Origin of the sequence: Rhizobium sp. MHM7A, from assembly GCF_005862215.1 — a bacterium.
In the GTDB taxonomy this organism is placed as follows: Bacteria; Pseudomonadota; Alphaproteobacteria; order Rhizobiales; family Rhizobiaceae; genus Rhizobium; species Rhizobium bangladeshense.
In genome coordinates this window covers 142,779-162,405 of sequence record NZ_VCHT01000005.1, presented here as the reverse complement: position 1 = coordinate 162,405, position 19,627 = coordinate 142,779, and the positions used below count along the sequence as shown (strand labels likewise).

General features: G+C 62.0%; 22 protein-coding genes. 6 read left to right on the top strand and 16 right to left on the bottom strand.

Annotation, left to right across the window (positions count from 1 at the left end; genetic code table 11):
• Positions 1 to 4: 4 nt before the first annotated feature.
• Positions 5 to 688, bottom strand: coding sequence for a glutathione S-transferase family protein (locus FFR93_RS18985; RefSeq protein WP_138394348.1), 684 nt, complete (start codon positions 686 to 688; stop codon positions 5 to 7).
• Between the two features lie 82 nt (positions 689 to 770).
• Here FFR93_RS18985 and FFR93_RS18980 point away from each other — a divergent pair, with 82 nt between their 5' ends.
• Complete coding sequence (locus FFR93_RS18980) at positions 771 to 1,214, top strand: helix-turn-helix domain-containing protein (RefSeq protein WP_064707685.1); 444 nt, start codon at positions 771 to 773, stop codon at positions 1,212 to 1,214.
• Here the strand turns inward: FFR93_RS18980 and ybaK are convergent, their stop codons facing one another.
• From ybaK to FFR93_RS18965, 3 genes are all read right to left on the bottom strand, one after another.
• Positions 1,215 to 1,688, bottom strand: a complete 474-nt coding sequence (gene ybaK, locus FFR93_RS18975) for a Cys-tRNA(Pro) deacylase (RefSeq protein ID WP_064707686.1) — start codon at positions 1,686 to 1,688, stop codon at positions 1,215 to 1,217. It lies immediately after the preceding gene.
• 8 nt (positions 1,689 to 1,696) lie between these two features.
• The gene (locus tag FFR93_RS18970) at positions 1,697 to 2,047 is read right to left on the bottom strand and encodes an ArsC family reductase (RefSeq protein WP_064707687.1); all 351 of its coding nucleotides are present in this window, start codon (positions 2,045 to 2,047) and stop codon (positions 1,697 to 1,699) included.
• Between the two features lie 90 nt (positions 2,048 to 2,137).
• The gene (locus FFR93_RS18965; RefSeq protein ID WP_138394347.1) at positions 2,138 to 3,199 is read right to left on the bottom strand and encodes a succinylglutamate desuccinylase/aspartoacylase family protein; all 1,062 of its coding nucleotides are present in this window, start codon (positions 3,197 to 3,199) and stop codon (positions 2,138 to 2,140) included.
• A 299-nt stretch (positions 3,200 to 3,498) separates the two neighbouring features.
• Between FFR93_RS18965 and FFR93_RS18960 the strand changes: the two genes are divergently transcribed.
• A complete protein-coding gene (locus tag FFR93_RS18960; RefSeq protein WP_064707689.1) occupies positions 3,499 to 4,062 on the top strand; it encodes a methylated-DNA--[protein]-cysteine S-methyltransferase in 564 nt (187 codons plus the stop codon).
• A 36-nt stretch (positions 4,063 to 4,098) separates the two neighbouring features.
• On the opposite strand, the gene FFR93_RS18955 is transcribed toward FFR93_RS18960, so the two are convergent.
• Both FFR93_RS18955 and FFR93_RS18950 read right to left on the bottom strand, forming a co-directional pair.
• Positions 4,099 to 4,833, bottom strand: a complete 735-nt coding sequence (locus FFR93_RS18955; protein WP_064707871.1) for an SDR family oxidoreductase — start codon at positions 4,831 to 4,833, stop codon at positions 4,099 to 4,101.
• Between the two features lie 54 nt (positions 4,834 to 4,887).
• Entirely contained in the window at positions 4,888 to 5,262 is a 375-nt protein-coding gene (locus FFR93_RS18950; RefSeq protein WP_138394346.1) for an Atu4866 domain-containing protein, read from the bottom strand.
• A 126-nt stretch (positions 5,263 to 5,388) separates the two neighbouring features.
• Here FFR93_RS18950 and FFR93_RS18945 point away from each other — a divergent pair, with 126 nt between their 5' ends.
• Entirely contained in the window at positions 5,389 to 6,285 is an 897-nt protein-coding gene (locus tag FFR93_RS18945; protein WP_138394345.1) for a LysR family transcriptional regulator, read from the top strand.
• 278 nt (positions 6,286 to 6,563) lie between these two features.
• Here FFR93_RS18945 and FFR93_RS18940 read toward each other — a convergent pair whose 3' ends face one another.
• Positions 6,564 to 7,094: a dihydrofolate reductase family protein gene (locus FFR93_RS18940; protein ID WP_138394344.1), complete on the bottom strand. Its 531-nt coding sequence runs from the start codon at positions 7,092 to 7,094 to the stop codon at positions 6,564 to 6,566.
• A 281-nt stretch (positions 7,095 to 7,375) separates the two neighbouring features.
• Here FFR93_RS18940 and FFR93_RS18935 point away from each other — a divergent pair, with 281 nt between their 5' ends.
• A complete protein-coding gene (locus tag FFR93_RS18935; RefSeq protein WP_138394343.1) occupies positions 7,376 to 8,131 on the top strand; it encodes an SDR family oxidoreductase in 756 nt (251 codons plus the stop codon).
• 210 nt (positions 8,132 to 8,341) lie between these two features.
• Complete coding sequence (locus FFR93_RS18930; RefSeq protein WP_171049215.1) at positions 8,342 to 9,244, top strand: AraC family transcriptional regulator; 903 nt, start codon at positions 8,342 to 8,344, stop codon at positions 9,242 to 9,244.
• A gap of 96 nt (positions 9,245 to 9,340) precedes the next feature.
• Here the strand turns inward: FFR93_RS18930 and guaA are convergent, their stop codons facing one another.
• The 9 genes from guaA to FFR93_RS18885 all read right to left on the bottom strand — a co-directional run bounded on the left by guaA (position 9,341) and on the right by FFR93_RS18885 (position 19,234).
• Positions 9,341 to 10,903, bottom strand: a complete 1,563-nt coding sequence (gene guaA / locus FFR93_RS18925; RefSeq protein WP_064707697.1) for a glutamine-hydrolyzing GMP synthase — start codon at positions 10,901 to 10,903, stop codon at positions 9,341 to 9,343.
• A 114-nt stretch (positions 10,904 to 11,017) separates the two neighbouring features.
• Complete coding sequence (locus tag FFR93_RS18920) at positions 11,018 to 11,656, bottom strand: 5'-methylthioadenosine/S-adenosylhomocysteine nucleosidase (protein WP_138394342.1); 639 nt, start codon at positions 11,654 to 11,656, stop codon at positions 11,018 to 11,020.
• Positions 11,653 to 12,102 (bottom strand): PaaI family thioesterase, encoded by a 450-nt coding sequence (locus FFR93_RS18915; RefSeq protein ID WP_085776653.1) that lies wholly within the window; start codon positions 12,100 to 12,102, stop codon positions 11,653 to 11,655. Before FFR93_RS18915 ends, FFR93_RS18920 begins: the two co-directional genes overlap by 4 nt.
• Before the next feature lie 154 nt (positions 12,103 to 12,256).
• Complete coding sequence (locus tag FFR93_RS18910) at positions 12,257 to 13,336, bottom strand: DUF1513 domain-containing protein (protein ID WP_138394341.1); 1,080 nt, start codon at positions 13,334 to 13,336, stop codon at positions 12,257 to 12,259.
• A gap of 4 nt (positions 13,337 to 13,340) precedes the next feature.
• A complete protein-coding gene (locus tag FFR93_RS18905; RefSeq protein WP_138394340.1) occupies positions 13,341 to 14,441 on the bottom strand; it encodes an imelysin family protein in 1,101 nt (366 codons plus the stop codon).
• The gene (locus FFR93_RS18900) at positions 14,441 to 15,979 is read right to left on the bottom strand and encodes a di-heme oxidoredictase family protein (RefSeq protein ID WP_138394339.1); all 1,539 of its coding nucleotides are present in this window, start codon (positions 15,977 to 15,979) and stop codon (positions 14,441 to 14,443) included. Before FFR93_RS18900 ends, FFR93_RS18905 begins: the two co-directional genes overlap by 1 nt.
• A gap of 47 nt (positions 15,980 to 16,026) precedes the next feature.
• On the bottom strand, positions 16,027 to 17,304 hold the full coding sequence (locus tag FFR93_RS18895) for an imelysin family protein (RefSeq protein ID WP_138394338.1): 1,278 nt from the start codon (positions 17,302 to 17,304) through the stop codon (positions 16,027 to 16,029).
• A gap of 202 nt (positions 17,305 to 17,506) precedes the next feature.
• Complete coding sequence (locus tag FFR93_RS18890; RefSeq protein WP_138394337.1) at positions 17,507 to 18,796, bottom strand: RsmB/NOP family class I SAM-dependent RNA methyltransferase; 1,290 nt, start codon at positions 18,794 to 18,796, stop codon at positions 17,507 to 17,509.
• Positions 18,797 to 18,928: 132 nt separating this feature from the next.
• Positions 18,929 to 19,234: a septal ring lytic transglycosylase RlpA family protein gene (locus FFR93_RS18885; RefSeq protein WP_245296596.1), complete on the bottom strand. Its 306-nt coding sequence runs from the start codon at positions 19,232 to 19,234 to the stop codon at positions 18,929 to 18,931.
• Here FFR93_RS18885 and FFR93_RS41520 point away from each other — a divergent pair.
• Positions 19,134 to 19,538 (top strand): hypothetical protein, encoded by a 405-nt coding sequence (locus tag FFR93_RS41520; RefSeq protein WP_246661341.1) that lies wholly within the window; start codon positions 19,134 to 19,136, stop codon positions 19,536 to 19,538. The two genes, FFR93_RS18885 and FFR93_RS41520, sit on opposite strands and share 101 nt — an antisense overlap.
• The last annotated feature ends 89 nt before the right edge of the window (positions 19,539 to 19,627 follow it).

The following is a 19,627-nucleotide window of genomic DNA, read 5'->3' as shown; positions in this document are numbered from 1 at the left end:
CGTCTCAGGCGGCGGCAGGCAGCCTGAGCAGGATCGACTTATGCTTGTCGAGAAACTCCATCAGCCGCTGCGGATAGTCCTCGCCGACGGCGACCTGCACGCTCCGGCGCTCGCCGAGCGCTCTCCGCCAGCGCATCACCCGCTCAAGCCCGTCGAAGATGCCGCTATCTCCCAGCTTGTCGAATACATCGAAATACCGAAAGACCGGCGCGAAGACGGCGTCGACGAGGCTGAAGCTGCTGCCGGAAAAATAAGGTCCATCCGCGAGTGCTCCTTCGAGCGTCGTGAACTTTGCGGTGAGCGCCTTGCGCTTGGCCTCCAACTGCTCCACATCAGCAGCCGTTTCATAGCCCCAGAGATCGGAAAGCACGGACGATCCGAATTCCATCCATCCGCGATGGCGGGCGCGGGTAAGAGGATCTGCCGGATGCAAGGCGGATCCCGCCTGCGTCTCCTCCAGATATTCGCAGATGACGCTGCTTTCGAAGAGGACGGCCTCGCTGCCATCCTCTTCTTCGATCCTGAGCAGCGGCACTTTGCCGAGGGGCGAGATCTGCAGGAACCAGTCCGGCTTATTGGCAAGGTCGATGTTGACGCGATCGAAGGCAACCCCCTTTTCGAGAAGCGCGATCGCGGCGCGCTGCACATAGGGGCAGAGATGGTGGCTGATAAGGGTAAGCCTGCTCATGAACGTCTCCTCGCAGTCTAAGTAGATGCATGTGCATATAATATTGCTTGCGGCTTCGTTCAAGATAAATGTATCTGCATCTATGACGGAAAAGACACCGAAGCCGAGCGAAGCCGCCACCTCTGCCTGGACCAGCATCATGCGCGCCCGCGAACGGCTGCTCGGCGCGATCGAGGAAGATCTGAAAGCGGCGGGCATGCCGCCGCTTGCCTGGTACGACGTGCTTTGGGAACTGGCGCGCTCGAAAGACGGCAGGCTGCGGCCTTACGAGATCGAGGAGCGGACATTGCTGGCGCAGTATAATCTGTCCCGGCTGATCGATCGGTTGGAAAGAGAGGGCCTGGTCCGGCGTGAGGTCTTCGCCGAGGATGGCCGCGGGCGCTGGGTCTTGATTACCGATGCCGGCCGAACGCTTCGAACGCGGATGTGGACTGTCTATGCCGCAGCGATCGAGGCCCATGTCGGCAGTAAGCTTGCCGAAGGCGAGGCAAAAACCATAACGGCTCTGCTCGCTCGTTTTCTCTGATCAGGCGATCAATGACGCGCCGACCGCTTTCAACGCCTTCAGCGCATCCTTGGGATCGAGCCGCACCTGCAGCCCGCGCTGTCCCCCATTGATATAGACGAGCGGTTCGGCGAGAGCGGTCTCCTCGATCGCCGTCGGCACGGCCCTTCGCTGGCCGAAGGGGCTGATGCCGCCGACATGGTAGCCCGTCAGCCGCTCGGCGTCGGCGGGCTTCATCATATTGGCCGACTTGCCGCGAAAGGCGCTGGCGAGCTTCTTCATGCTGACTTCGCGATCTGACGGCACCACGACGCAGACAGCTTTGCCGTCGACCTCGGCCATCAGCGTCTTCAGCACCCGCTGCGGCGCTTCGCCCAAGGCTTCCGCCGCCTGCAGTCCGACGCGCTCAGCGCCCGGATCATAATCATAGGTGTGGATGGTGAAGGCAATACCTGCCTGGGAAAGAACCTGTGTCGCGCGCGTGGTCTTGGACATTTCGGCTGTCAGTCTTCGAATGTGCCGGCATAAATCTGCGGCTTGAACCCGATCACCAGCTTGTCCTCAGTCTCCAGCACCGGCCGCTTGATCATCGACGGCTGGTCGAGCATCAGGGCGATCGCCTTTTCCCGGTTCAGGTTCTCGCGCTCGGTATCGGGCAGTTTGCGAAAGGTGGTGCCGGCGCGGTTGAGCACCGTATCGAGGCCGGCCCTGTCGATCCAGGCTTCAAGATGGGCGCGGTCGATGCCGAGCGCCTTGTAATCGTGAAACTCATAGGCGACGCCGTGCTCTTCCAGCCAGCTGCGGGCTTTCTTCATCGTGTCGCAATTCTTGATGCCATAGATGGTGACGGCCATACCCGATCAGTCTCCCTGTGATGGCAGCGGGATAGCATGCGGAAGGGCCGGCGCAAACGCCGCGCGGCATTTATCCCCGGTAGCGCCTGCTCAACTCTCTAGCGTGCCGGCCTTGCGTGCGGCCCTACTGGGCCTGGCGCAGACGATCTTCATAAGGTCGTCGCGCCGGCGCACCAGCCGATCCGAGGTTCGGGTCAGGATCAGCCCATCCTGCGGCGCATGCAGGTCGATGCTGCCGTCAGTCTGACCCGGCCGGGTGACGATCGTCGCCAAAAGCTCGCCCTCAGCAACCCTGTCGCCGATGGTGCGATGGAACAGCAGGGCGCCGCCTTCAGGAGCGCGGATGATCTCCACATTGTCCAGCGGCACGGCGGGACCGGTAAACACGGCCGGCGCCCTTCTTTCGTCGCTAACGATCCCCCGTGCGGCGAGGAAGCGCCAGAGCCCGTCCGCATCCCGCTTCGCCAGCAGCGGATCGACATCGCCCTTACCGCGCAGCTCGACCGTTACCGAAAGCCTTCCCGGTAGCCGGGATCGTCGTTCGCCGGGAACCTCATATTTCCACGCAAAACCGACGGCCTCCTCGAAGGCCGAGCTTTCGCCATCCGAAAGCAGCACCGCCTCCATGTCGAGTGCGGCGGCAAGATCGGCGGCCTCCGGCCAGAAGGCCTCATCGATATAGGCATATTGCAGCGATTCGTCGTCGCAGTGCAGATCGAGGACCAGATCGGCGCCGAGCGCCATGTCCAGGAGTTGACGCTTCAGCTGCTCGGTAGCCGGATAATCATCGAGGTCTTCCGTCAGCATTGCCCGATCGGCAACGGTGATCAGCGGAAAATCCCGATTGAAATTGGTGCGCGAGCCGAGATCGAAACGGCCCTGCAATTCGCCGAAATGCGATTGCGCCGCGCCGATCGGGTTGGCCTGCGGCACGATGGTGATGTCGCCCGCGACTGCGCCTTCGCCTTCCGCCTGCCGCAGACGCTCGCAGAGGAAGTGCAGAAGAGCGGTTCCCGGCAGTTCGCCGGCATGAAGTGCCGCCTGGATATAGGTCTTTGGCGCCTTCGGATCACGGCCAGCAAAACGCAGCACCGGTAGCCGCCACTCTATTCCCGGCGTATCGCCTGGGATGATGATCTCCGAGACGTCCATGCTTTCCTTGCTCCGCGTTCACCAGCCCGACAGGCTCCAGCTTTATGCCCGGAAATCCGGCGAGCGCAAGCCTCGCCGTTGATCTTGTCCCGCCGCCCGAGGCTCCTGAGAGCATGCACGAAACCAAAAATCGCCTGGGCTCCCAAGCCCTGAGGCCCGCTCCGCTGTCCCGAGCCGCCAGGATATTATGGAGGATGAGAGCTTAAGAACAAAAAACGAACGATTTGCGCAAGAAACGGGTTGAAACGAGGGCCTCTCCATACGATCCTTTGGGAGGTCGAAAACGCGGAGGCTGTGTCATGGCAGAGACAAGGCGCCATTATCTGATCTTCGAAACGGCGGGCGGTTTCTGCGGCATCGCCTGGAGCGACGCCGGCATCCTGCGATTCCAATTGCCGACGAAAACCGCCGAGGCTACCGAGCGGCTGCTTCTGCGCCGTCTGCCCGATGGCGAGCCCGGCCTGCCGACGCCTCAGGTCCTTGAGACAGTCGCGGCGGTGAAACGCTATTTCCGAGGCGAGGAAACCGATTTTTCCGGCGTCGAACTCGACTTGGCCGGCCAGGACGACTTCTTCCTGGAGATCTATGCGGCGGCAAGGCGTGTCGGCTGGGGCCGCACCACCACTTACGGGGCGCTGGCCAGGGAACTCGGCGCCGGGCCGGAAGCGGCCCGCGACGTCGGCCAGGCGATGGCGAAGAACCCGGTCGCCCTGATCATCCCCTGCCACCGAGTGCTTGCCGCCGGGGGCAAGATCGGCGGCTTCTCGGCGCCTGGTGGTTCGTCATCGAAGGCCCGCATGCTGGAACTCGAAGGCGTCCAGCTCGGCCCGCCGCCGCCCGCCCAGCAGTCGCTGGGTTTTTGAGCAGCGGCGGCGTTTCTTTTACAGGATCTCGGCGGCTCAATGCGGGCTGGCCGTCGGGCGGATGATGATCTCGCTCACATCGACGGCGTCAGGCTGACTGACGGCATAGAGGATTGAGTTGGCGACGGCTTCGGGGCTGATCGTGATCGCCCTGAACGACCTCATGGCTTCCCGCGCCGTCGGATCGGTGATCGTGTCGGCGAGTTCAGATGTCGTGGTGCCGGGTGAGATGACGGTCACGCGGATGCAATTGGTTTCCTGCCGCAGCCCGTCCGAGATCGCCCGGACGGCAAATTTCGTCGCGCAATAGACGGCCGCAGTCGGCGAGACGCTGTGGCCGCCGATCGAAGACAGATTGATGATCTGCCCGGATCCCTGCGCTTTCATGATCGGAAGGGCTGCCGCGATGCCGTAGAGGACGCCCTTGATATTGACGTCGACCATCCGATCCCACTCGTCGACCTTGAGCGCGTCGAGCGGCGAGAGCGGCATGACGCCGGCATTGTTGACGATGACATCGAGCCGGCTGAATTCGGTCTTGGCGAAGTCTGCAAAGGCTTCCACCTGGGCACGGTCGGTGACGTCGAGCTTTCGCAGACGCACCGTTCCACCTCCGGCTTCGATTTCGCCGGCGAGCGCCTCCAGGCGGTCGCTGCGGCGCGCGCCGATCACGACCCGCGCGCCGGCGGCGGCTAGCACTTTGGCGGTGGCCTCTCCGATGCCGCTGCTGGCTCCGGTGATGGCTATGACTTTTCCTTCGATATCAGACATTTCAAGCTCCATGAGCTGGTTGAAATTTTTTCGTGATGGTCCGTTCGGGGACGGTTATTTGCGGCGAAGCACCATGCCGCCATGATGGAGCGTATTGTCGTCGACGAAATCGCCGTCGGCGGTGAAGCCAGTGTCGTCCCAGTATTCGATATGCGTTCCGGTGACCTCGTAGCGTCCGCGATAGGCGCTCTCCCGGCTTCCACGGGCCTCGTCGTAACGATTGTCGGGCAGGAGTTCGTGTCGGACGCGGCCGTCATCGGTGACCCACATTCCGAGATAGGGATGTTGCTGCATGGTGTTCTCGCTTGGCTGTCGACGTGCAGGGTTTCGGCTGTCCGAAGCATCGGCGGATGACGCCGGGATTGCAGTGCCCGCCAGGATGGCCGCGGTGAAAAAATAGCGAACAGGACTGCTGGAAATCTTTCGCATCGCTCTTCCTTTCGAAGCGGTCGGCACGAGGTTTTGGCTACGCCCTGACCTCGACAGGAAGATAATCTTCTCCGACGACGCGGTTAAGTTGCCAACATCGGATGGCTTGGTTAGGTATACTAACCAATGGTCGACGATCTCGAAGGTATTTCAGTCTTTCTCGCCGTGGCGGAAGCGCGGAATTTCCGCCTCGCTGGTGAGCGCCTCGGCGTTACCCGCTCCGCTGTCAGCCAGGCCTTGCAGCGTCTTGAGGATCGCCTTGGCGCTCCCCTGGTCCAGCGCACGACGCGCAGCGTCAGCCTGACCGAGGCCGGAGAGGTCTTCCTTGAGGCGGTTCGTCCCTCGATGCGCCAGGTCAGGGATGCGATGCAGGCGGTGCGCGACATGCAGGCGCGCCCGAGCGGCCTGCTGAGGATAACCGTTTCCTCCATCGCCGAGCGCTTCCTGTCCGGAACTTTGCTCGCCGGTTTCATGCGGGCCTGCCCCGGCATCAAGCTCGATATCACCATTACCGACGACGAGTTCGACATCGTCGAAGCCGGGTTCGATGCCGGCGTAAGGCTCGGAGAGGTGATCGAGCAGGACATGATCGCAATACCGGTCTCCGATCCCCAGAGGCAATGCGCAGCCGCATCGCCTACCTATCTCCAGCGTCACGCTCCTCCTCGCCATCCTCGCGACCTGCAGAACCATGCCTGTATCGGATGGCGTCCGCGCCCGGACACGGCACCCTATCGCTGGGAATTCACGGAGAATGGCCGCGACTTCGACGTCGCCGTCGATCCCGTGCTCACGACCAATGACATGGGAATGATGATCCGCATGGCCTGCGCCGGAGCTGGGATCACGTTTGGGATGGTGGAAACCTTTGCGCCCTATATCGATTGCGGCGAGCTAGTGCCGCTGCTGGAGGATTTCTGCCCTCCATTTCCCGGCTTCTATCTCTACTATCCCAGGCGCCAGCGGCAGCCAGTGAAACTGCGTGCGTTGATCGATTACGTCAGGAAGTCCGGCAGGTCGTAATGCGTCGGGACTCGCTGATTGATTCAGGTGCATCGGGAACGGAGATCATGATGGCCGACGACAGGCCCCTACGCCTCGAAACCATCGCGTACGGCTTGCTGCACGACTCTTGGAGGGAGAACGTTCCTAAGGCGCCGCTATCGGACCCTGGCGCTGCCGGTCTTCGACAGTCCCTTGAGGACGCACATGTCAGAATGGACCGATTGCGGTGCCATCCAGGTCCGTCCCGGCAAGCGCTTCGAGCCTGCCGCAGGGAAGCTGCGGGATTGTTCGCGAGATCAGGCAGGAACATAGATCAGCTTGATCACATTCTCGTCAACCCGATCGTGGCTCACAAGGCGGAGCGGCGGTCGGGCCCCGGTGAAATAGGGGTTGCCGTGGCCGAGCACGACGGAATGCAGATAGATGTGGTACTCATCGATCAGGCCGAGTTCGGTAAGGCTTTGCGCCAGGTTCGGGCCGGCAACTTCGATCTCCCCATCGCGCTCGGCCTTCAGCGCCCGCATCGCGCCCTCGAGATCATCCCCAACAAGGCTGGCGTTGGGACCGACCGACGTCAACGAGCGCGAGGCCACCCACTTCGGCTGTTTCCGCCACGCCGCTGCAAAGGCTTGTTGCTCTTCATCCCATTCGGGGTGATCCTCATCCCAATAACGCATGACCTCATACATCTGCCGGCCGTAGACACTGCCCGCCAGCCTCTGAGTCCCCTCGATGAAGTGGCGGAAGAGCACGGGACTTGGCGCGAACGCCATATGGTCGACGTAGCCGTCCAGTGACTGGTTCATTCCGAACACGAGCTTAGCCATGCCAACTTCCTTCCATTTCGCGGCACATCGGCGCTACAACCATGGCACTTTCCAATTGGGTCAGGGTAGCTCGACTGATTTCATTTTGCAATTGGTTTGTGTTCATGGCGCTCCACGTGCAGGCTGCATGATCGGGGGCCAAAACCTTCCGGCGGAGTGTTGGGTCGATCTGCGGTGCATCTCCGGAGAAACAGGCAAGACTGCTCGACAAACCGGCAACCCGCGGGTTGGAGAAGGCTCCATAAGAAGGTCGTCGAAACGCACGATGAAGGAGACCTAATATGACGACCATTTCCCTCGTGACTGGCGGGAGCCGCGGCCTCGGCCGCAATACCGCGATCAGCATCGCGCGCCATGGCGGCGATGTCATCCTGACTTATCGAAACGGCGCCGAACAGGCGAAGGCAGTCGTTGCCGAGATTGAGGCTCTTGGCCGCAAGGCGGTAGCACTGCAGCTCGATGTGGCGGACGTTTCTTCGTTCAGGACATTTGCCGACACTGCTCGGCAGGCCCTGTCGACGACCTGGAGCCGCGATAACTTCGACCATCTGGTGAACAACGCGGGGCAAGGCGAAATGGCGAGCTTCGCTGAAACGACCGAGGCGCAGTTCGATGCACTCTTCAACACCCATGTAAAGGGCGTATTCTTCCTCACGCAGACGCTTCTGCCACTGCTTGCCGACGGTGGTCGGATCGTCAATTTTTCGTCGGGCCTCACGCGTGTCTCCGCGGCCGGCTTCTCCGCATATTCCGCAGCCAAGGGTGCGGTCGAGATACTGACCATCTATATGGCCAAGGAACTTGCAAATCGCGGCATCACCGCCAACACGGTGGCGCCGGGCGCCATTGAAACTGACTTCCTCGGCGGTGCCGTGCGCGACATGCCGGACCTCAACAAGCAGTTCGCCGGCATGATCGCTCTCGGTCGGGTCGGTGTTCCCGATGACATTGGGCCTATGGTCGCCAGCTTGCTCGGCCCCGACAATCGCTGGATCACCGCGCAGCGCATCGAGGTCTCCGGTGGCCAGGTAATTTAATGCTGCAGCCGCCAGCAAGCGCAGCGTAAAAGGCGCCGCCGGTCACCGGCGGCGCCTTTGTCGAGAGAGGTTTTGATGGCAACAGGGGCGCGTCAGATAGCACGACGATCAGTATGGCTTGCGTCCGCTCTTGTCGCTCCTGAGGGCGGAACGGCGACGTTCTTGCCCGATTGTCCAAGCCAGCTTGCGCAAGCGAGTCATGTGCATAGAATGGCTGGCGTGACACAGACGCTGCTAGAAGCCGTTCGCCGCTACGCCGATGCCAACGCCGATGATCTCGGCATTGCTCGTACACCCGTGCCCGGGCTCAGCATGATCCGCGCGACCGCACCCAGCGAATTGCAATATGCGATAAATAGACCTCTCGTTGCGCTCGTTGTGCAGGGTGGCAAGCGGGTAACGATGGGCAGTCAGACCTTCGACTTCGGCGCCGGCGACTCGCTGCTGATCGCCGCTGACGTGCCGACTGTCAGTCAGATCACACGCGCGAATGCTGGTGTGCCCTATTACTCCTTCGTCTTCGAGCTCGATCCCGCGGTGATCAAGCCACTCGCAGTCGAGATGCGCGCGGTACAGGGGTCTGTCGACGGGCCGGTCCGGGTTGATCCTACCGAAGCCGAGGTCGCCGAGGCGGCGCTGCGGCTGTTGCGCGTGCTCGATCGCCCTTCCGTCCTTCCGGTGCTGCAGGAGCAACTGATGCGCGAGCTTCATTTCTGGCTGCTCGCCGGCCGCCATGGATCAGCGATCCGTAGTCTGGGCGTGATTGACAGTCATGCCCAGCGCATCGGCAAGGCCGTAGCGCTTATTCGAGAGTGTTATGACCAGCCGCTGGGCGTCGAACGTCTCGCGGAAGTGGCCGGCATGAGTGTGTCGTCCTTCCATGAGCATTTTCGTGCGATCACCTCGCTATCGCCGCTCCAGTTTCAGAAGCAACTGCGTCTGATTGAGGCGCGGCGGATGATGCTGTCTGAGGGACAACCGGTAAGCAACGCGGCCTATGCGGTTGGCTACGAAAGCGTGCCACAGTTCACCCGCGAGTATGGACGCATGTTCGGCGTGCCTCCCGTCCGTGACATCAAGCAGGCAAAGAACCGAATAATGCATGCAGCGTGACGGCATTACAGCACGAGATAGGCCGCCACCGTCTTTTTATTACCAGTGTCCTATGTAGTCCGTGCCGTATTCTCGGATACCGCCGAATGGGCAAAATCATTCCCACTCGATCGTGCCGGGCGGCTTCGATGTGACGTCGTAGACCACCCGGTTGATGCCGCGCACCTCGTTGATGATACGGGTGGCGGCGCGGCCGAGGAATTCCATGTCATAGTGGTAGAAGTCGGCCGTCATGCCGTCCACCGAGGTTACGGCGCGCAGCGCGCAGACGAATTCATAGGTGCGCCCGTCGCCCATGACGCCGACGGTCTGGACAGGAAGCAGCACGGCAAAGGCCTGCCAGATGGCGTCGTAGAGGCCTGCCTTGCGGATTTCGTCGAGGTAGATCGCATCGGCTTCGCGCAGGATCTCGAGCTTTTCGCGGGTGATGCCGCCGGGGCAGCGGATGGCGAGGCCGGGGCCTGGGAAGGGGTGGCGGCCGATGAAGCTGTCGGGCAGGCCGAGTTCGCGGCCGAGCACGCGCACCTCGTCCTTGAACAGTTCGCGCAGCGGCTCGACGAGCTGCATCTTCATTCGCTCCGGCAGTCCGCCGACATTGTGATGCGACTTGATCGTCACCGACGGGCCGCCGGTGAAGGAGACGCTCTCGATGACGTCGGGATAGAGCGTTCCCTGGCCGAGGAAATCGGCGCCGCCGAGTTTCTTTGCCTCTTCCTCGAAGGTCTCGATGAAGAGCCGGCCGATGATCTTGCGCTTGGTTTCCGGGTCGCTGACGCCTTCGAGTTCGCCGATGAAGCGGTCCGACGCATCGACGTGCAGCAGATGCAGATTGTAGTGCTCGCGGAACATCGCAACGACATTGGCCGCCTCGTCCTTGCGCATCAGGCCGTGGTCGACGAGGATGCAGGTCAGCTGGTCGCCGACCGCCTCGTGGATCAGGAGTGCTGCAACCGAACTGTCGACGCCGCCCGAAAGCGCGCAGATGACGCGCTTGTCGCCGACCTGTTTGCGGATTTCGTCGACCGCCTTCTGGCGATAGGCCGACATGGACCAGTCGCCCTTGATGCCGGCGACATTGTGGATGAAGTTGCCGATCAGCTTGGCGCCGTCAGGCGTATGCACGACCTCAGGGTGAAACTGAACGCCGTAATATTTGCGCTTCTCGTCGGCGATGAAGGCAAAGGGCGCGTTGGAAGAGGTGGCGACCACCTCGAAACCCTCGGGCAGTGCGGTGACGCGGTCGCCATGGCTCATCCAGACCTGATGGCGCGAGCCGGAGGACCAGAGGCCTTCGAACAGCTGGCAATCCTTGTCGACATCGAGGAAGGCGCGGCCGAACTCGCGGTGATGGCCGCTTTCGACCTTGCCGCCGAGCTGCATGCACATCGTCTGCTGACCGTAGCAGATGCCAAAGACCGGCAGGCCGCTGTCGAAGATGATGTCAGGCGCTCGCGGCGATCCCTCGTCCACCGTGGACGCCGGGCTGCCGGACAGGATCACCGCCTTCGGCTGCAGGCGCTTGAAGCCTTCTTCGGCGGATTGGAAGGGAACGATCTCGCAATAGACTCCGGCCTCGCGCACGCGCCGTGCGATGAGCTGGGTCACCTGGCTGCCGAAATCGACGATGAGAACGGAGTCGGGATGTGCTGTCTGGGTCATGGCGAGGCTTTAATGAAAAGCGCTTCGCCTTGCAATCCGGGAAATCTTCGGCATCGGGTTTTTATTGTTCCGATTGTCCCCCCGCGCGCCTGACAAGGGGGCGCGGTGCGCAGCCTAGAACCAGAAAACGCCGTCCTCCAGGGCCGTGCACAGGCTGTCGACGCCGTAAGAGAGCTTGCGGTCGACGATGTGCAGATATTCGGTCCATCCGGAAATATGCTGCAGCTCGACCGCGCCGTCGGAGATGCCGCGAAGGCCGATCAGCGGCAGCTTGTAGCCCTGGCAGGCGCGCAGCACCGCGTAGGTTTCCATGTCAACCATATCGGCGTCTATGCCGCCATAGGCTGCACCCGAAATCACATTGCCGCCGGTGGAAAGGCTGGCTTCGGGAATGCCGGGAATGCGTAACGGCAGTTCAAGCGCCGCCGGCAGGTCGAGAAAAGGCGTCCTGCCCTTTTCGAAACCGAGCGGCGAGGCGTCCATGTCGCGGTAGGAAACCGAGCTCACCTGGTAGACCTCGGTCTGCTCCAGTTTTGCCGAACCGGCCGAGCCGAGCGAAACCACGAGATCCGGCAGGTCGTCGGCCGCATCGAGCCGCGCCAAGGTCTTGGTCAGCGCGACCGCCGCCTCGACCGGGCCGACGCCGGTCATCAAAGGTTCGATGCGCGACCGCAGGAAGGGGCCATATTCGGCCTCCGCCGCCATGACGAACAGCATGGATTTTCCCGCGACCGACTTCAGTTCGAACTTCATCCCGTAATTCCTTCTCTCCCGCGTATGACCATCATCGTTCCGGTCATGGAGGCGATGAGCTTCGCCGGCCCGTCGCTGATCGCATAGCCTCGCCCATCGGCGACGATGATGGTGGAACCGGGTTTGGTGATTTCCCCGCGAAACAGGAAGCGCTCGCCACGCCCCGGCGACATGAGATTGACCTTGAACTCGATCGTCAGGATCGAAGCCTCCGGGTCGATGACGCTGTAGGCCGCAAAACCGCAGGCCGAATCCAGCGCCGCGGAAATGATGCCGGCATGCAGGATGCCGTGCTGCTGTGTCAGCTTGACGTCGAAGGGAAGCTCGATCTCGACTACGCCGTGCTCGACGCGCGTCAGCTCCGCGCCGATCGTCTGCATCGCCGCCTGGCGCGCAAAATTGCGGCGGATTCGCGCGCGGAAATCGCCCCTGTCAGTCTCGCTCATGGCTACCCCTCTCGAAGCCGGGAAAGTGGCATGGCGGGCTGGATTCGACAAGCTGAACGTCGCAGAAATCCATCTGGACGCCGCTGGAAACCCCAAGCCGTGTCGCCGGGGCAACCCTGCGAGCCGCGTTTGGCTGGACATTAGCGCCAGATGCCTAGATCCGGACGATATGCTGGTCCCAGGCGACGTCGCTGCGCCTGGACAGGAAATCGCCCTCATAGGAGGAGACCGCAAAGCCGCCGCGTGCCGGCGCGATGCCGGCCGCCTCCGGAACGGCGATTTCGGCCAGCACCTTTCCGGTCCTGGCATCGATCGTCACCGACGCGCCGCCTTTCGGCGAAGTGATGCCGACGAGGCCTTCGCTGCGATTGACGGCGATCGCCCCGACGTAATTGGCAAGCCTGCGCGTCGTCTCCTCCGGCAGCTCGACGAAGGAAAGATCTTCCCCCTTGGCGAAATGACCGACGAGCGGCGGCAGGTCCTTGCGGCCGCCCTCGTACTGGCAGGCGAACCAGATGCGGCCCTCGCCGCCGAGGTCGACGTGGCGGGTTGACAGCTGCGACCATTCGTCCGGCAGCACGTGTTTTTCGATCAACGCGCCCGTTGCCGCATCGATCAACACCAGCGACGGCTGCATCGCCCCGAGATTGAGCTTGGTGCGGCCGAAGTCCGGATGTGTCTCGATGCCGCCATTGGCAACGATGAGAAGGCGCCCGTCATCGGAAACGGTCATGTCGTGCGGGCCGATACCGTAGGTCTCGAACTCGCCGATGCGGGTGAAGCGGGCGGTTGCATCGTAGATGCCGATCATGCCGCGATTGCCATCGAAATCGTTCTCGCTGGCGTAAAGCAGGCGGCCATCGGGAGAGAAGGCGCCGTGGCCGTAGAAATGCCGGTCTTCCCGGGAGCTGATGACGATCGGCTCGCCCTTGTTCCGAGGGTCGAAGATCATCGCATAGGTGCCGGGCCGGCGCGCAAAGGCGACCGTCTTGCCCGTGGCGGCGCTGAATGCCATGCCGTGGGCTCGGGCGGGGAGCGCCACCTCATCGATGATTTCGCCGCGCTCTGTGACGGTCGCGATGGCAAAGGAGCCGTCGGCGGCGCGAATGCCCGAGGCGTAGACGGCGTCCGTGCGTTCCAAGGCCAGCAGCGACCTCGGTGTCAAAGCCGCCAGGAAGCCGATCCCTGCCGCCTTGAGGAAGCTGCGCCGATCGATCGTCGTGCTTCTTATCATCTCTTCAGTCTCCGTCCGAAAAGGAAAAGCCTGCCGAAAGGCCGATCGCCGCGCCATATTCGTCACTTATTCTGGTGATCAGCTCGCGGCTTTCTGCAAGCAGCGCGTCGAGCTTGGGCTTCTCGGCATCGCTCACGGCGACGTCGATGTCGGGATTGAGCTTCGGTACGCTGTCGAGCAGCGATTTGAAATCCTCGTCGATCGAAGCGGCGATTGACTTCTTGTCCGCAGGCAGAAGCTCGGCCATGCCGGCCTTCTGCCACAGCGTGCGCAGGCCCTCCAGATTGGCAGCCATGGATTTCCAGGTGTTCTTCGAACGCCAGTAGATGGCCATGCGCGGGCGCGGCGCGGTGTCCTTGCCCTTGTAGAACTGCTCCAGCCGCTGGTCGCGGACGTTTTCCGCACCGTGAACGAGAATGCCGAGCAGTGCTGTCACGGCTTCCCTGTCGTCGATGAAATCATTGCTCTGTGGGCCTGGATGTTTCCAGCTCGCCTGCACGCCGTCGGGCTTTTCCCAGGCTGCGACGACTTCGCCCGCCTCACGCTGGATATTGCCGGCGACCGCCTGGCCGTAAAGGCAGCGGAAACCGCCCTTCTGCTTGACGAGGTCGTCGGAGCCGTTGCCGTAGAGCACATATTCCAGCGCCGTCAGGCCCTGCAGCGCGACGCTCTTGCCGGCGATGGCATCGACGGTGGCATCCTTCGGATCGGCCTTGGCGATCAACGCCTGCACCTGCTTCAGGCCGACACCCTTGCGGTCGGGATAAAACAGGATGTGCTCAAAGAGATTGTCCTGGATGACAGGGCCGATCTGGACGATCTCGATGGTCGACCAGTAGCGGATCGTGTCGTCGAAAGCTGATTTCGCCTTGTCGAGCGTCTGTTGCGTGCCGTCGTCGCAGAGATCCTTCATCGCCGTCGTCAGCCGGGCGGCCGATTGCTGCATGTTGCGATAGCCGGGGCGGATCACCTCGTCGACCGCACGCTGCATCACGGCGGGAACGGCATCCTCGTTCAACCCTGCCGGAGGCGCGGCTGTCTGGGCGGCCGCCGATGTGGCGAGACCGATCAGAGTGAGGCAGAGCAGGGGGTGCCAAAGGCGCATCAAAGTGACTCCAGGAATGTAATCAGTGCCTCCCTATCGTCTCGGGACAGGGAGGAGAAAGCGTTGCGGGCCCTTTCAGCTTCGCCGCCATGCCAGAGGATCGCTTCGGTCAGATCCCGCGCACGGCCGTCATGCAGGAAAAAGCTGTGTCCGCTGACAGTCCGGGTCAGTCCTATACCCCATAGCGGCGGCGTGCGCCATTCACGTCCGCTTGCAAGGCCCACCTGTTGCCCGTCCGCAAGGCCGTCGCCCATGTCATGCAGGAGAAAATCGGAATAGGGCCAGATCAGCTGGAAGGACTGCGCCTTGTTGGCGGTATCCCGCCGGGTAACGAATTTCGGCACATGGCATGAAATGCAGCCGGTTTCGTAGAAAAGCCGCTTGCCCTGCAGCGTCCGGGGAAAGCTCGCCTTGCGGCGCGCCGGCACGGCCAGGTTTTCCGAATAAAAGGTGACGAGCTCGAGAATAGGTCCCGGTGCTTCTTCTTCGCCCAGCCGCTTTTGCACGCCGGTCTGCATCTCAAGACATTTTTCTTCTGCGCTCGTGCAGTCGCCATGTGCGTCCGGCCGGTCGGGCGTCGAGATGCCGATATCGTTGGCGAAGGCGTCGGCGCTCTGATCGCGCACCGTGGCGTTCTGCGCCTTCCAGCCGAAGCGGCCGAGCGCGATCTTGCCGCTGCGGCGGTCGCGCACGATCGCGGCTTTGCCCGAAATGCCGTCGCCGTCTGCATCATCGGGGTCGGCATGGGCACTGATATCGGCCTCGGGAATGGTTTCGATCAATCCAAGGCCGATCATCGCCGGCGCCATTCGCGCCGAAATGGTCGTCGCTGCGTCAAGCGGCCCGTAAGCGAGATTCGTCGCCGCATAATTCGGCCGGCGCAGCGACACGACCTCGCCATCGCCAAGCGTCACCTTTTCCTCGCGATAGCTGATCGCCATCTTGCCTTCGGCGGCAAGGCCGGGAACGGCAAGGTCCTGCAGTTGATGGCCGTAGACCGGATCGGGAAAGTTGACGATATCGGCATTCGCGATCGCCTTCTTTTCCTCGGACGTTTTGGCCGCGCGTGCCAGCCGCAGAAACATCGAGGTGGCGCTTGGGCCGCCCTCCGGCGGTTTGCCCCGGCCGTCATTGACGTGGCAGCTCATGCAGGAGCGGGCGTTGAAAAACGGCCCAAGGCCATCGGAGGCCTGTGTCGAGGAAGGAGCGGAAACCCAGAGCTTGCGGAACAGCGCATTGCCGAGCTTGAAATTCTGCTCTTCATCGAAGGGTATATTGGCCGAAATATGCGAGAAGCTGTCCTCCGTGACGGGATCGACCGAGGTCGCCGCCCCCGCCTGCATCGCTTCGTATTGCTCGGCCTCGGAAAAATCCGTCGTCGGCCGCGTGACCTCGGCCACGCGTTTGAGATCGGTCTCGGAAAGGTCGCTGCGTGTGCTCGGTAGGTCGAAACCGCCGGCGATGGCCGCGGAAAATCCGGCAAGCATGGCGCAGAGCGATGCGCTGGCGATCAATCGGCGGGCCGGGGCATGCGACATTTCAGAGTCCGGGCCGCTTCGGCTTTCGAAGCGGCCCGCCTTCTTGCTTATTTGAAGACGGCGTTAGGATTATCCAAGCTGTCGGAACCTTCAAGCTGAACCGTGCCGAGATCGAGTGCGGCAATTACGCGCTGGATCGACTTCGTCTGGTCGATCAGTCCGTCGATGGCGGCCTGGACGACGGCATTGCCCTCCTTGTTGCCTTCGCCGATCATCTGGTCGTACTTCTCGACCGTCTCGCCCCGTTTAGCCATGGCGTTCATCGCATCGAGCGTCTTGTTGAGCTTGCCTTCCATCTCGGCATCGAGCGTCTTGTCCTTGGCGGCGACGAGGTCGTGCAGCGACGGGCCGCTGAGCTTGGTGCCGTCGACGCGGGTATAGTTGCCGGTATAGGCGGCGGCGATGCCGATCGCGTCGTTCAGGTGCGAGTTGTAGGTATTGTCCGAGAAGCAATCATGCTCTTCTTCAGGATCATGCAGCAACAGGCCTAGCTTCATGCGCTCGCCGGCAAGCTCGCCATAGGAAAGCGAGCCCATGCCCGTCAGGATCGCGGCGAGGCCGGCCTTCGGATCGGCCTCGACATTCTTCGTCGCAGCCCCGTCCGGCTTCCAGTCGTCCACCATTTCCTGGAGGTCGGAAACGAGCAGGGTGGAAGCCGATTTCAGATATTCGGCGCGACGGTCGCAATTGCCATGCGTGCAATTCTTGAGGTCGTAATCCGTTGCCGGACGGTTGCCGGTGCCAGGCCCGGTGCCGTTAAGGTCCTGACCCCAGAGCAGGAATTCGATGGCATGATAACCGGTCGCGACGTTGGCTTCGATGCCGCCGGCTTCCTGCAGCGTGCCGGAGAGGAATTCCGGCGTCAGCTTCGAGGCGTCGACATCCTTGCCGTCGATCTTGATCGCCTTGTTGGCGATAACATTCGCAACATAGAGCGAGTTTTCGTCGCTCTCGGTGCCGTAGGAGGGATCGACATAATCGATCAGGCCCTCGTCGAGAGGCCATGCATTGACCTTGCCTTCCCAGTCGTCGACGACCGGATTGCCGAAACGATAGACTTCCGTCTGCTGGTAGGGAACGCGCGCCCTGATCCAGGCGTCCTTCGCTGTCTTCAGCGTCTCGTCGGTCGGCGCCTTCAGGAAGGCGTCGATCGCAGCGTCGAGCGCCTTGGCCGTCGTCAGCGAGTCCTCGTATTTGGCGTGCGCCACCTCGGCATAGTGTTTCACCACGGCGCTAGCATCGGTCTCGGCCTGCGCTGGATGGGCGAGCAGGGCTGCGGGGGCAATCGCCAGCACGGCTGCGCAAAATTTGCTGTTGAGCTTCATGATCCTCTCCTGTGACGGATCTTCCGTCTAATCGGCCTCCGTCTCTTCGCGCAAAAGCAAACTGGTGTCAAACGCTCTAGTTTGGAATGATTTCAAGAATGGCGGATGATCGTCAACCGCCAATTTCAAGCGCATTCTGCCTGAAGATCAGCAGGCCGTCCGGCTACCGAGGGCCGCCTCCGTCTGCTTATGCCGCGAGGCGTCAGCCCTTGCGCTGCATGCGACAGAAGAAGAAGCCGTCCGTGTCGGTGGAGGCCGGCGTCAGCGTCACCGTCAGGCCGTCGGAGGAATGCGGACGCGGCGCGTGCTTTCCGAAAAGCGCGTCCCAGGCGGGCAGGGCGCTGACGATGTGGAAATCGGGGCTTCCGGCAGTGAAGCGGCGCACCTGCTCCTCGTTTTCTTGAGGCAGCACCGAGCAGGTGACGTAGATCAGCTCGCCGCCCGGTTTGACGAAGCCGCTCGCCTGTGCCAGCGCGTCCTGCTGCTGGGCGGTGCGTTCGTCGAGGTTCTTCGCCGTCAGCCGCCATTTCGTATCGGGGCGGCGCCGCCACGTCCCGGTGCCGGTGCAGGGCGCGTCGACCAGCACCTTGTCACAGCGCCCGGTAAGCCCAGACAATCCCCTGGCGTCGTCATTCACCTGGACATTGCGGGTGCCCGCTCGCTTCAGTCGCTCGATGATCGGCGCAAGGCGTTTGCGGTCGGCGTCGTAGGCGTGAACCTGACCCTTGTTTTGCATGGCGGCGGCCATGGCGAGCGACTTGCCGCCGCCGCCGGCGCAATAGTCGAGGATCTGTTCACCCTCCTTGGCGAGCACCAGATCGGCGACGATCTGCGATCCTTCGTCCTGGACTTCGAACCAGCCTTTCTGGAACGAAAGCTCGGCTGTCACGTTGGGAAGCCGCGAGGCGCCTTCGCCTGCGGCAATCCGGATGCCGTAGCGGGCGATCTTCGCCGCATGCGCGCCGGCTCTTTCGAGCGCCTTTACGGCCTTGTCGCGCGAGGCTTTGAGGATGTTGGCGCGCAGATCAAGTGTGGGGCGGGCGGCAAGCGCCTGTGCCTCGGTGAGCCAGCCCGTGCCGAAAGCCTGTTCGAAGGAGGATTGAACCCATTCGGGAATATCGCCGCGGATATGCGGCGGCGCGTCGTCGAGCGAGCGGCTTGCAAAGGCCGCGAGGGCTTCGGCCGGAAGTGGAGCCGGCGCGAACTTGTCGTCGGCGAGTTCAGCGGCGAGGCTGTCCGATGTGAAGCCCCATTGACGGAACATGACGGCGTGGGCAATGGCGGCGGCGCTGTCGTCGTCCATCAGCCAGGCATGCGAAAGCCGCATGCGCAAGGCGTCGTAGACGATATTGCCGATTGCGGCGCGATCGCCGGAACCGGCGAAGCGGTGCGCCAGCCCCCAGTCCTTCAGCGCGTCGGCGACTGGCCGCTTGCGGGCATCGATATCCGCGAGCACAGAAATCGCCCCTTCGAGGCGGCCGCCCAGACGCATTCACATATCTCCTGTTGCCATGCCATGTGAACGCTCCGCACACAGAGGCTCGGCGGATTGTCTACAGGGTTCAATCGCGTGGTAACCGCGATTGGCGGCAAGAGCAAGCGCCGCTTACGGCGCAGTCGGGGCTTAGCTGATGACCTGGTAGCAGACCTTCGCCGTGCCGGAGCTCACCATGCCGATATTCTGTGCGGCGGCGCGCGACAGATCGAGTACACGGCCGCGGATGAACGGACCGCGATCATTGATGCGGACGACGACGGTGCGGCCATTGTTGCGGTTGGTGACCTTCACCTTGGTGCCGAATGCGAGCGAACGATGTGCGGCAGTCAAGATGGCGGGGTTCATACGTTCTCCGGAAGCAGTTTTGGAGCGTAGTGCGTACCATGAAGCACCGCCACAGCCATTTGCAGCAAAACCTTCCGCCGGAAGCATGGAAGAGCAGGCTGCAATAGTTGCGGCAGCGATAATAGAACGGCTGATTTTCTTCAAAACGGATTATCCCTCAACTATTGAACTCACGCCCTTGCAGGCGGCGGGGCTTAAATCCGTCGAAAAGTGGCAAAAAAGTGCCGCACGCTATCACGGAATGTTACATTCTGTAATATTAGTGATGTCATTGATTAAATATGAGATTTCGCCGCGTCCGGCAGAGTGTGGAAAAAACGCAATGAAATCAGCTAAAACTCAGATGATTTTTTCCATAGGAAATCAAACTTCCCGGCATTCACAAAATTAGCGAAATTTTTTTTCTGGTTCTGCCATATTCGTTGCCACATTTGGACAAATTCAAAGGCCGTTAACTATAATATGCCGCGAGAATTATTC

What these genes read in the sequence shown, in the direction of transcription:
- FFR93_RS18985 (WP_138394348.1), bottom strand. Translation starts at nt 688, where the DNA reads ATGAGCAGGCTTACCCTTATCAGCCACCATCTCTGCCCCTATGTGCAG.
- FFR93_RS18980 (WP_064707685.1), top strand. Translation starts at nt 771, where the DNA reads ATGACGGAAAAGACACCGAAGCCGAGCGAAGCCGCCACCTCTGCCTGG.
- ybaK (WP_064707686.1), bottom strand. Translation starts at nt 1,688, where the DNA reads ATGTCCAAGACCACGCGCGCGACACAGGTTCTTTCCCAGGCAGGTATT.
- FFR93_RS18970 (WP_064707687.1), bottom strand. Translation starts at nt 2,047, where the DNA reads ATGGCCGTCACCATCTATGGCATCAAGAATTGCGACACGATGAAGAAA.
- FFR93_RS18965 (WP_138394347.1), bottom strand. Translation starts at nt 3,199, where the DNA reads ATGGACGTCTCGGAGATCATCATCCCAGGCGATACGCCGGGAATAGAG.
- FFR93_RS18960 (WP_064707689.1), top strand. Translation starts at nt 3,499, where the DNA reads ATGGCAGAGACAAGGCGCCATTATCTGATCTTCGAAACGGCGGGCGGT.
- FFR93_RS18955 (WP_064707871.1), bottom strand. Translation starts at nt 4,833, where the DNA reads ATGTCTGATATCGAAGGAAAAGTCATAGCCATCACCGGAGCCAGCAGC.
- FFR93_RS18950 (WP_138394346.1), bottom strand. Translation starts at nt 5,262, where the DNA reads ATGCGAAAGATTTCCAGCAGTCCTGTTCGCTATTTTTTCACCGCGGCC.
- FFR93_RS18945 (WP_138394345.1), top strand. Translation starts at nt 5,389, where the DNA reads ATGGTCGACGATCTCGAAGGTATTTCAGTCTTTCTCGCCGTGGCGGAA.
- FFR93_RS18940 (WP_138394344.1), bottom strand. Translation starts at nt 7,094, where the DNA reads ATGGCTAAGCTCGTGTTCGGAATGAACCAGTCACTGGACGGCTACGTC.
- FFR93_RS18935 (WP_138394343.1), top strand. Translation starts at nt 7,376, where the DNA reads ATGACGACCATTTCCCTCGTGACTGGCGGGAGCCGCGGCCTCGGCCGC.
- FFR93_RS18930 (WP_171049215.1), top strand. Translation starts at nt 8,342, where the DNA reads ATGGCTGGCGTGACACAGACGCTGCTAGAAGCCGTTCGCCGCTACGCC.
- guaA (WP_064707697.1), bottom strand. Translation starts at nt 10,903, where the DNA reads ATGACCCAGACAGCACATCCCGACTCCGTTCTCATCGTCGATTTCGGC.
- FFR93_RS18920 (WP_138394342.1), bottom strand. Translation starts at nt 11,656, where the DNA reads ATGAAGTTCGAACTGAAGTCGGTCGCGGGAAAATCCATGCTGTTCGTC.
- FFR93_RS18915 (WP_085776653.1), bottom strand. Translation starts at nt 12,102, where the DNA reads ATGAGCGAGACTGACAGGGGCGATTTCCGCGCGCGAATCCGCCGCAAT.
- FFR93_RS18910 (WP_138394341.1), bottom strand. Translation starts at nt 13,336, where the DNA reads ATGATAAGAAGCACGACGATCGATCGGCGCAGCTTCCTCAAGGCGGCA.
- FFR93_RS18905 (WP_138394340.1), bottom strand. Translation starts at nt 14,441, where the DNA reads ATGCGCCTTTGGCACCCCCTGCTCTGCCTCACTCTGATCGGTCTCGCC.
- FFR93_RS18900 (WP_138394339.1), bottom strand. Translation starts at nt 15,979, where the DNA reads ATGTCGCATGCCCCGGCCCGCCGATTGATCGCCAGCGCATCGCTCTGC.
- FFR93_RS18895 (WP_138394338.1), bottom strand. Translation starts at nt 17,304, where the DNA reads ATGAAGCTCAACAGCAAATTTTGCGCAGCCGTGCTGGCGATTGCCCCC.
- FFR93_RS18890 (WP_138394337.1), bottom strand. Translation starts at nt 18,796, where the DNA reads ATGCGTCTGGGCGGCCGCCTCGAAGGGGCGATTTCTGTGCTCGCGGAT.
- FFR93_RS41520 (WP_246661341.1), top strand. Translation starts at nt 19,134, where the DNA reads ATGGCGGGGTTCATACGTTCTCCGGAAGCAGTTTTGGAGCGTAGTGCG.
- FFR93_RS18885 (WP_245296596.1), bottom strand. Translation starts at nt 19,234, where the DNA reads ATGCTTCCGGCGGAAGGTTTTGCTGCAAATGGCTGTGGCGGTGCTTCA.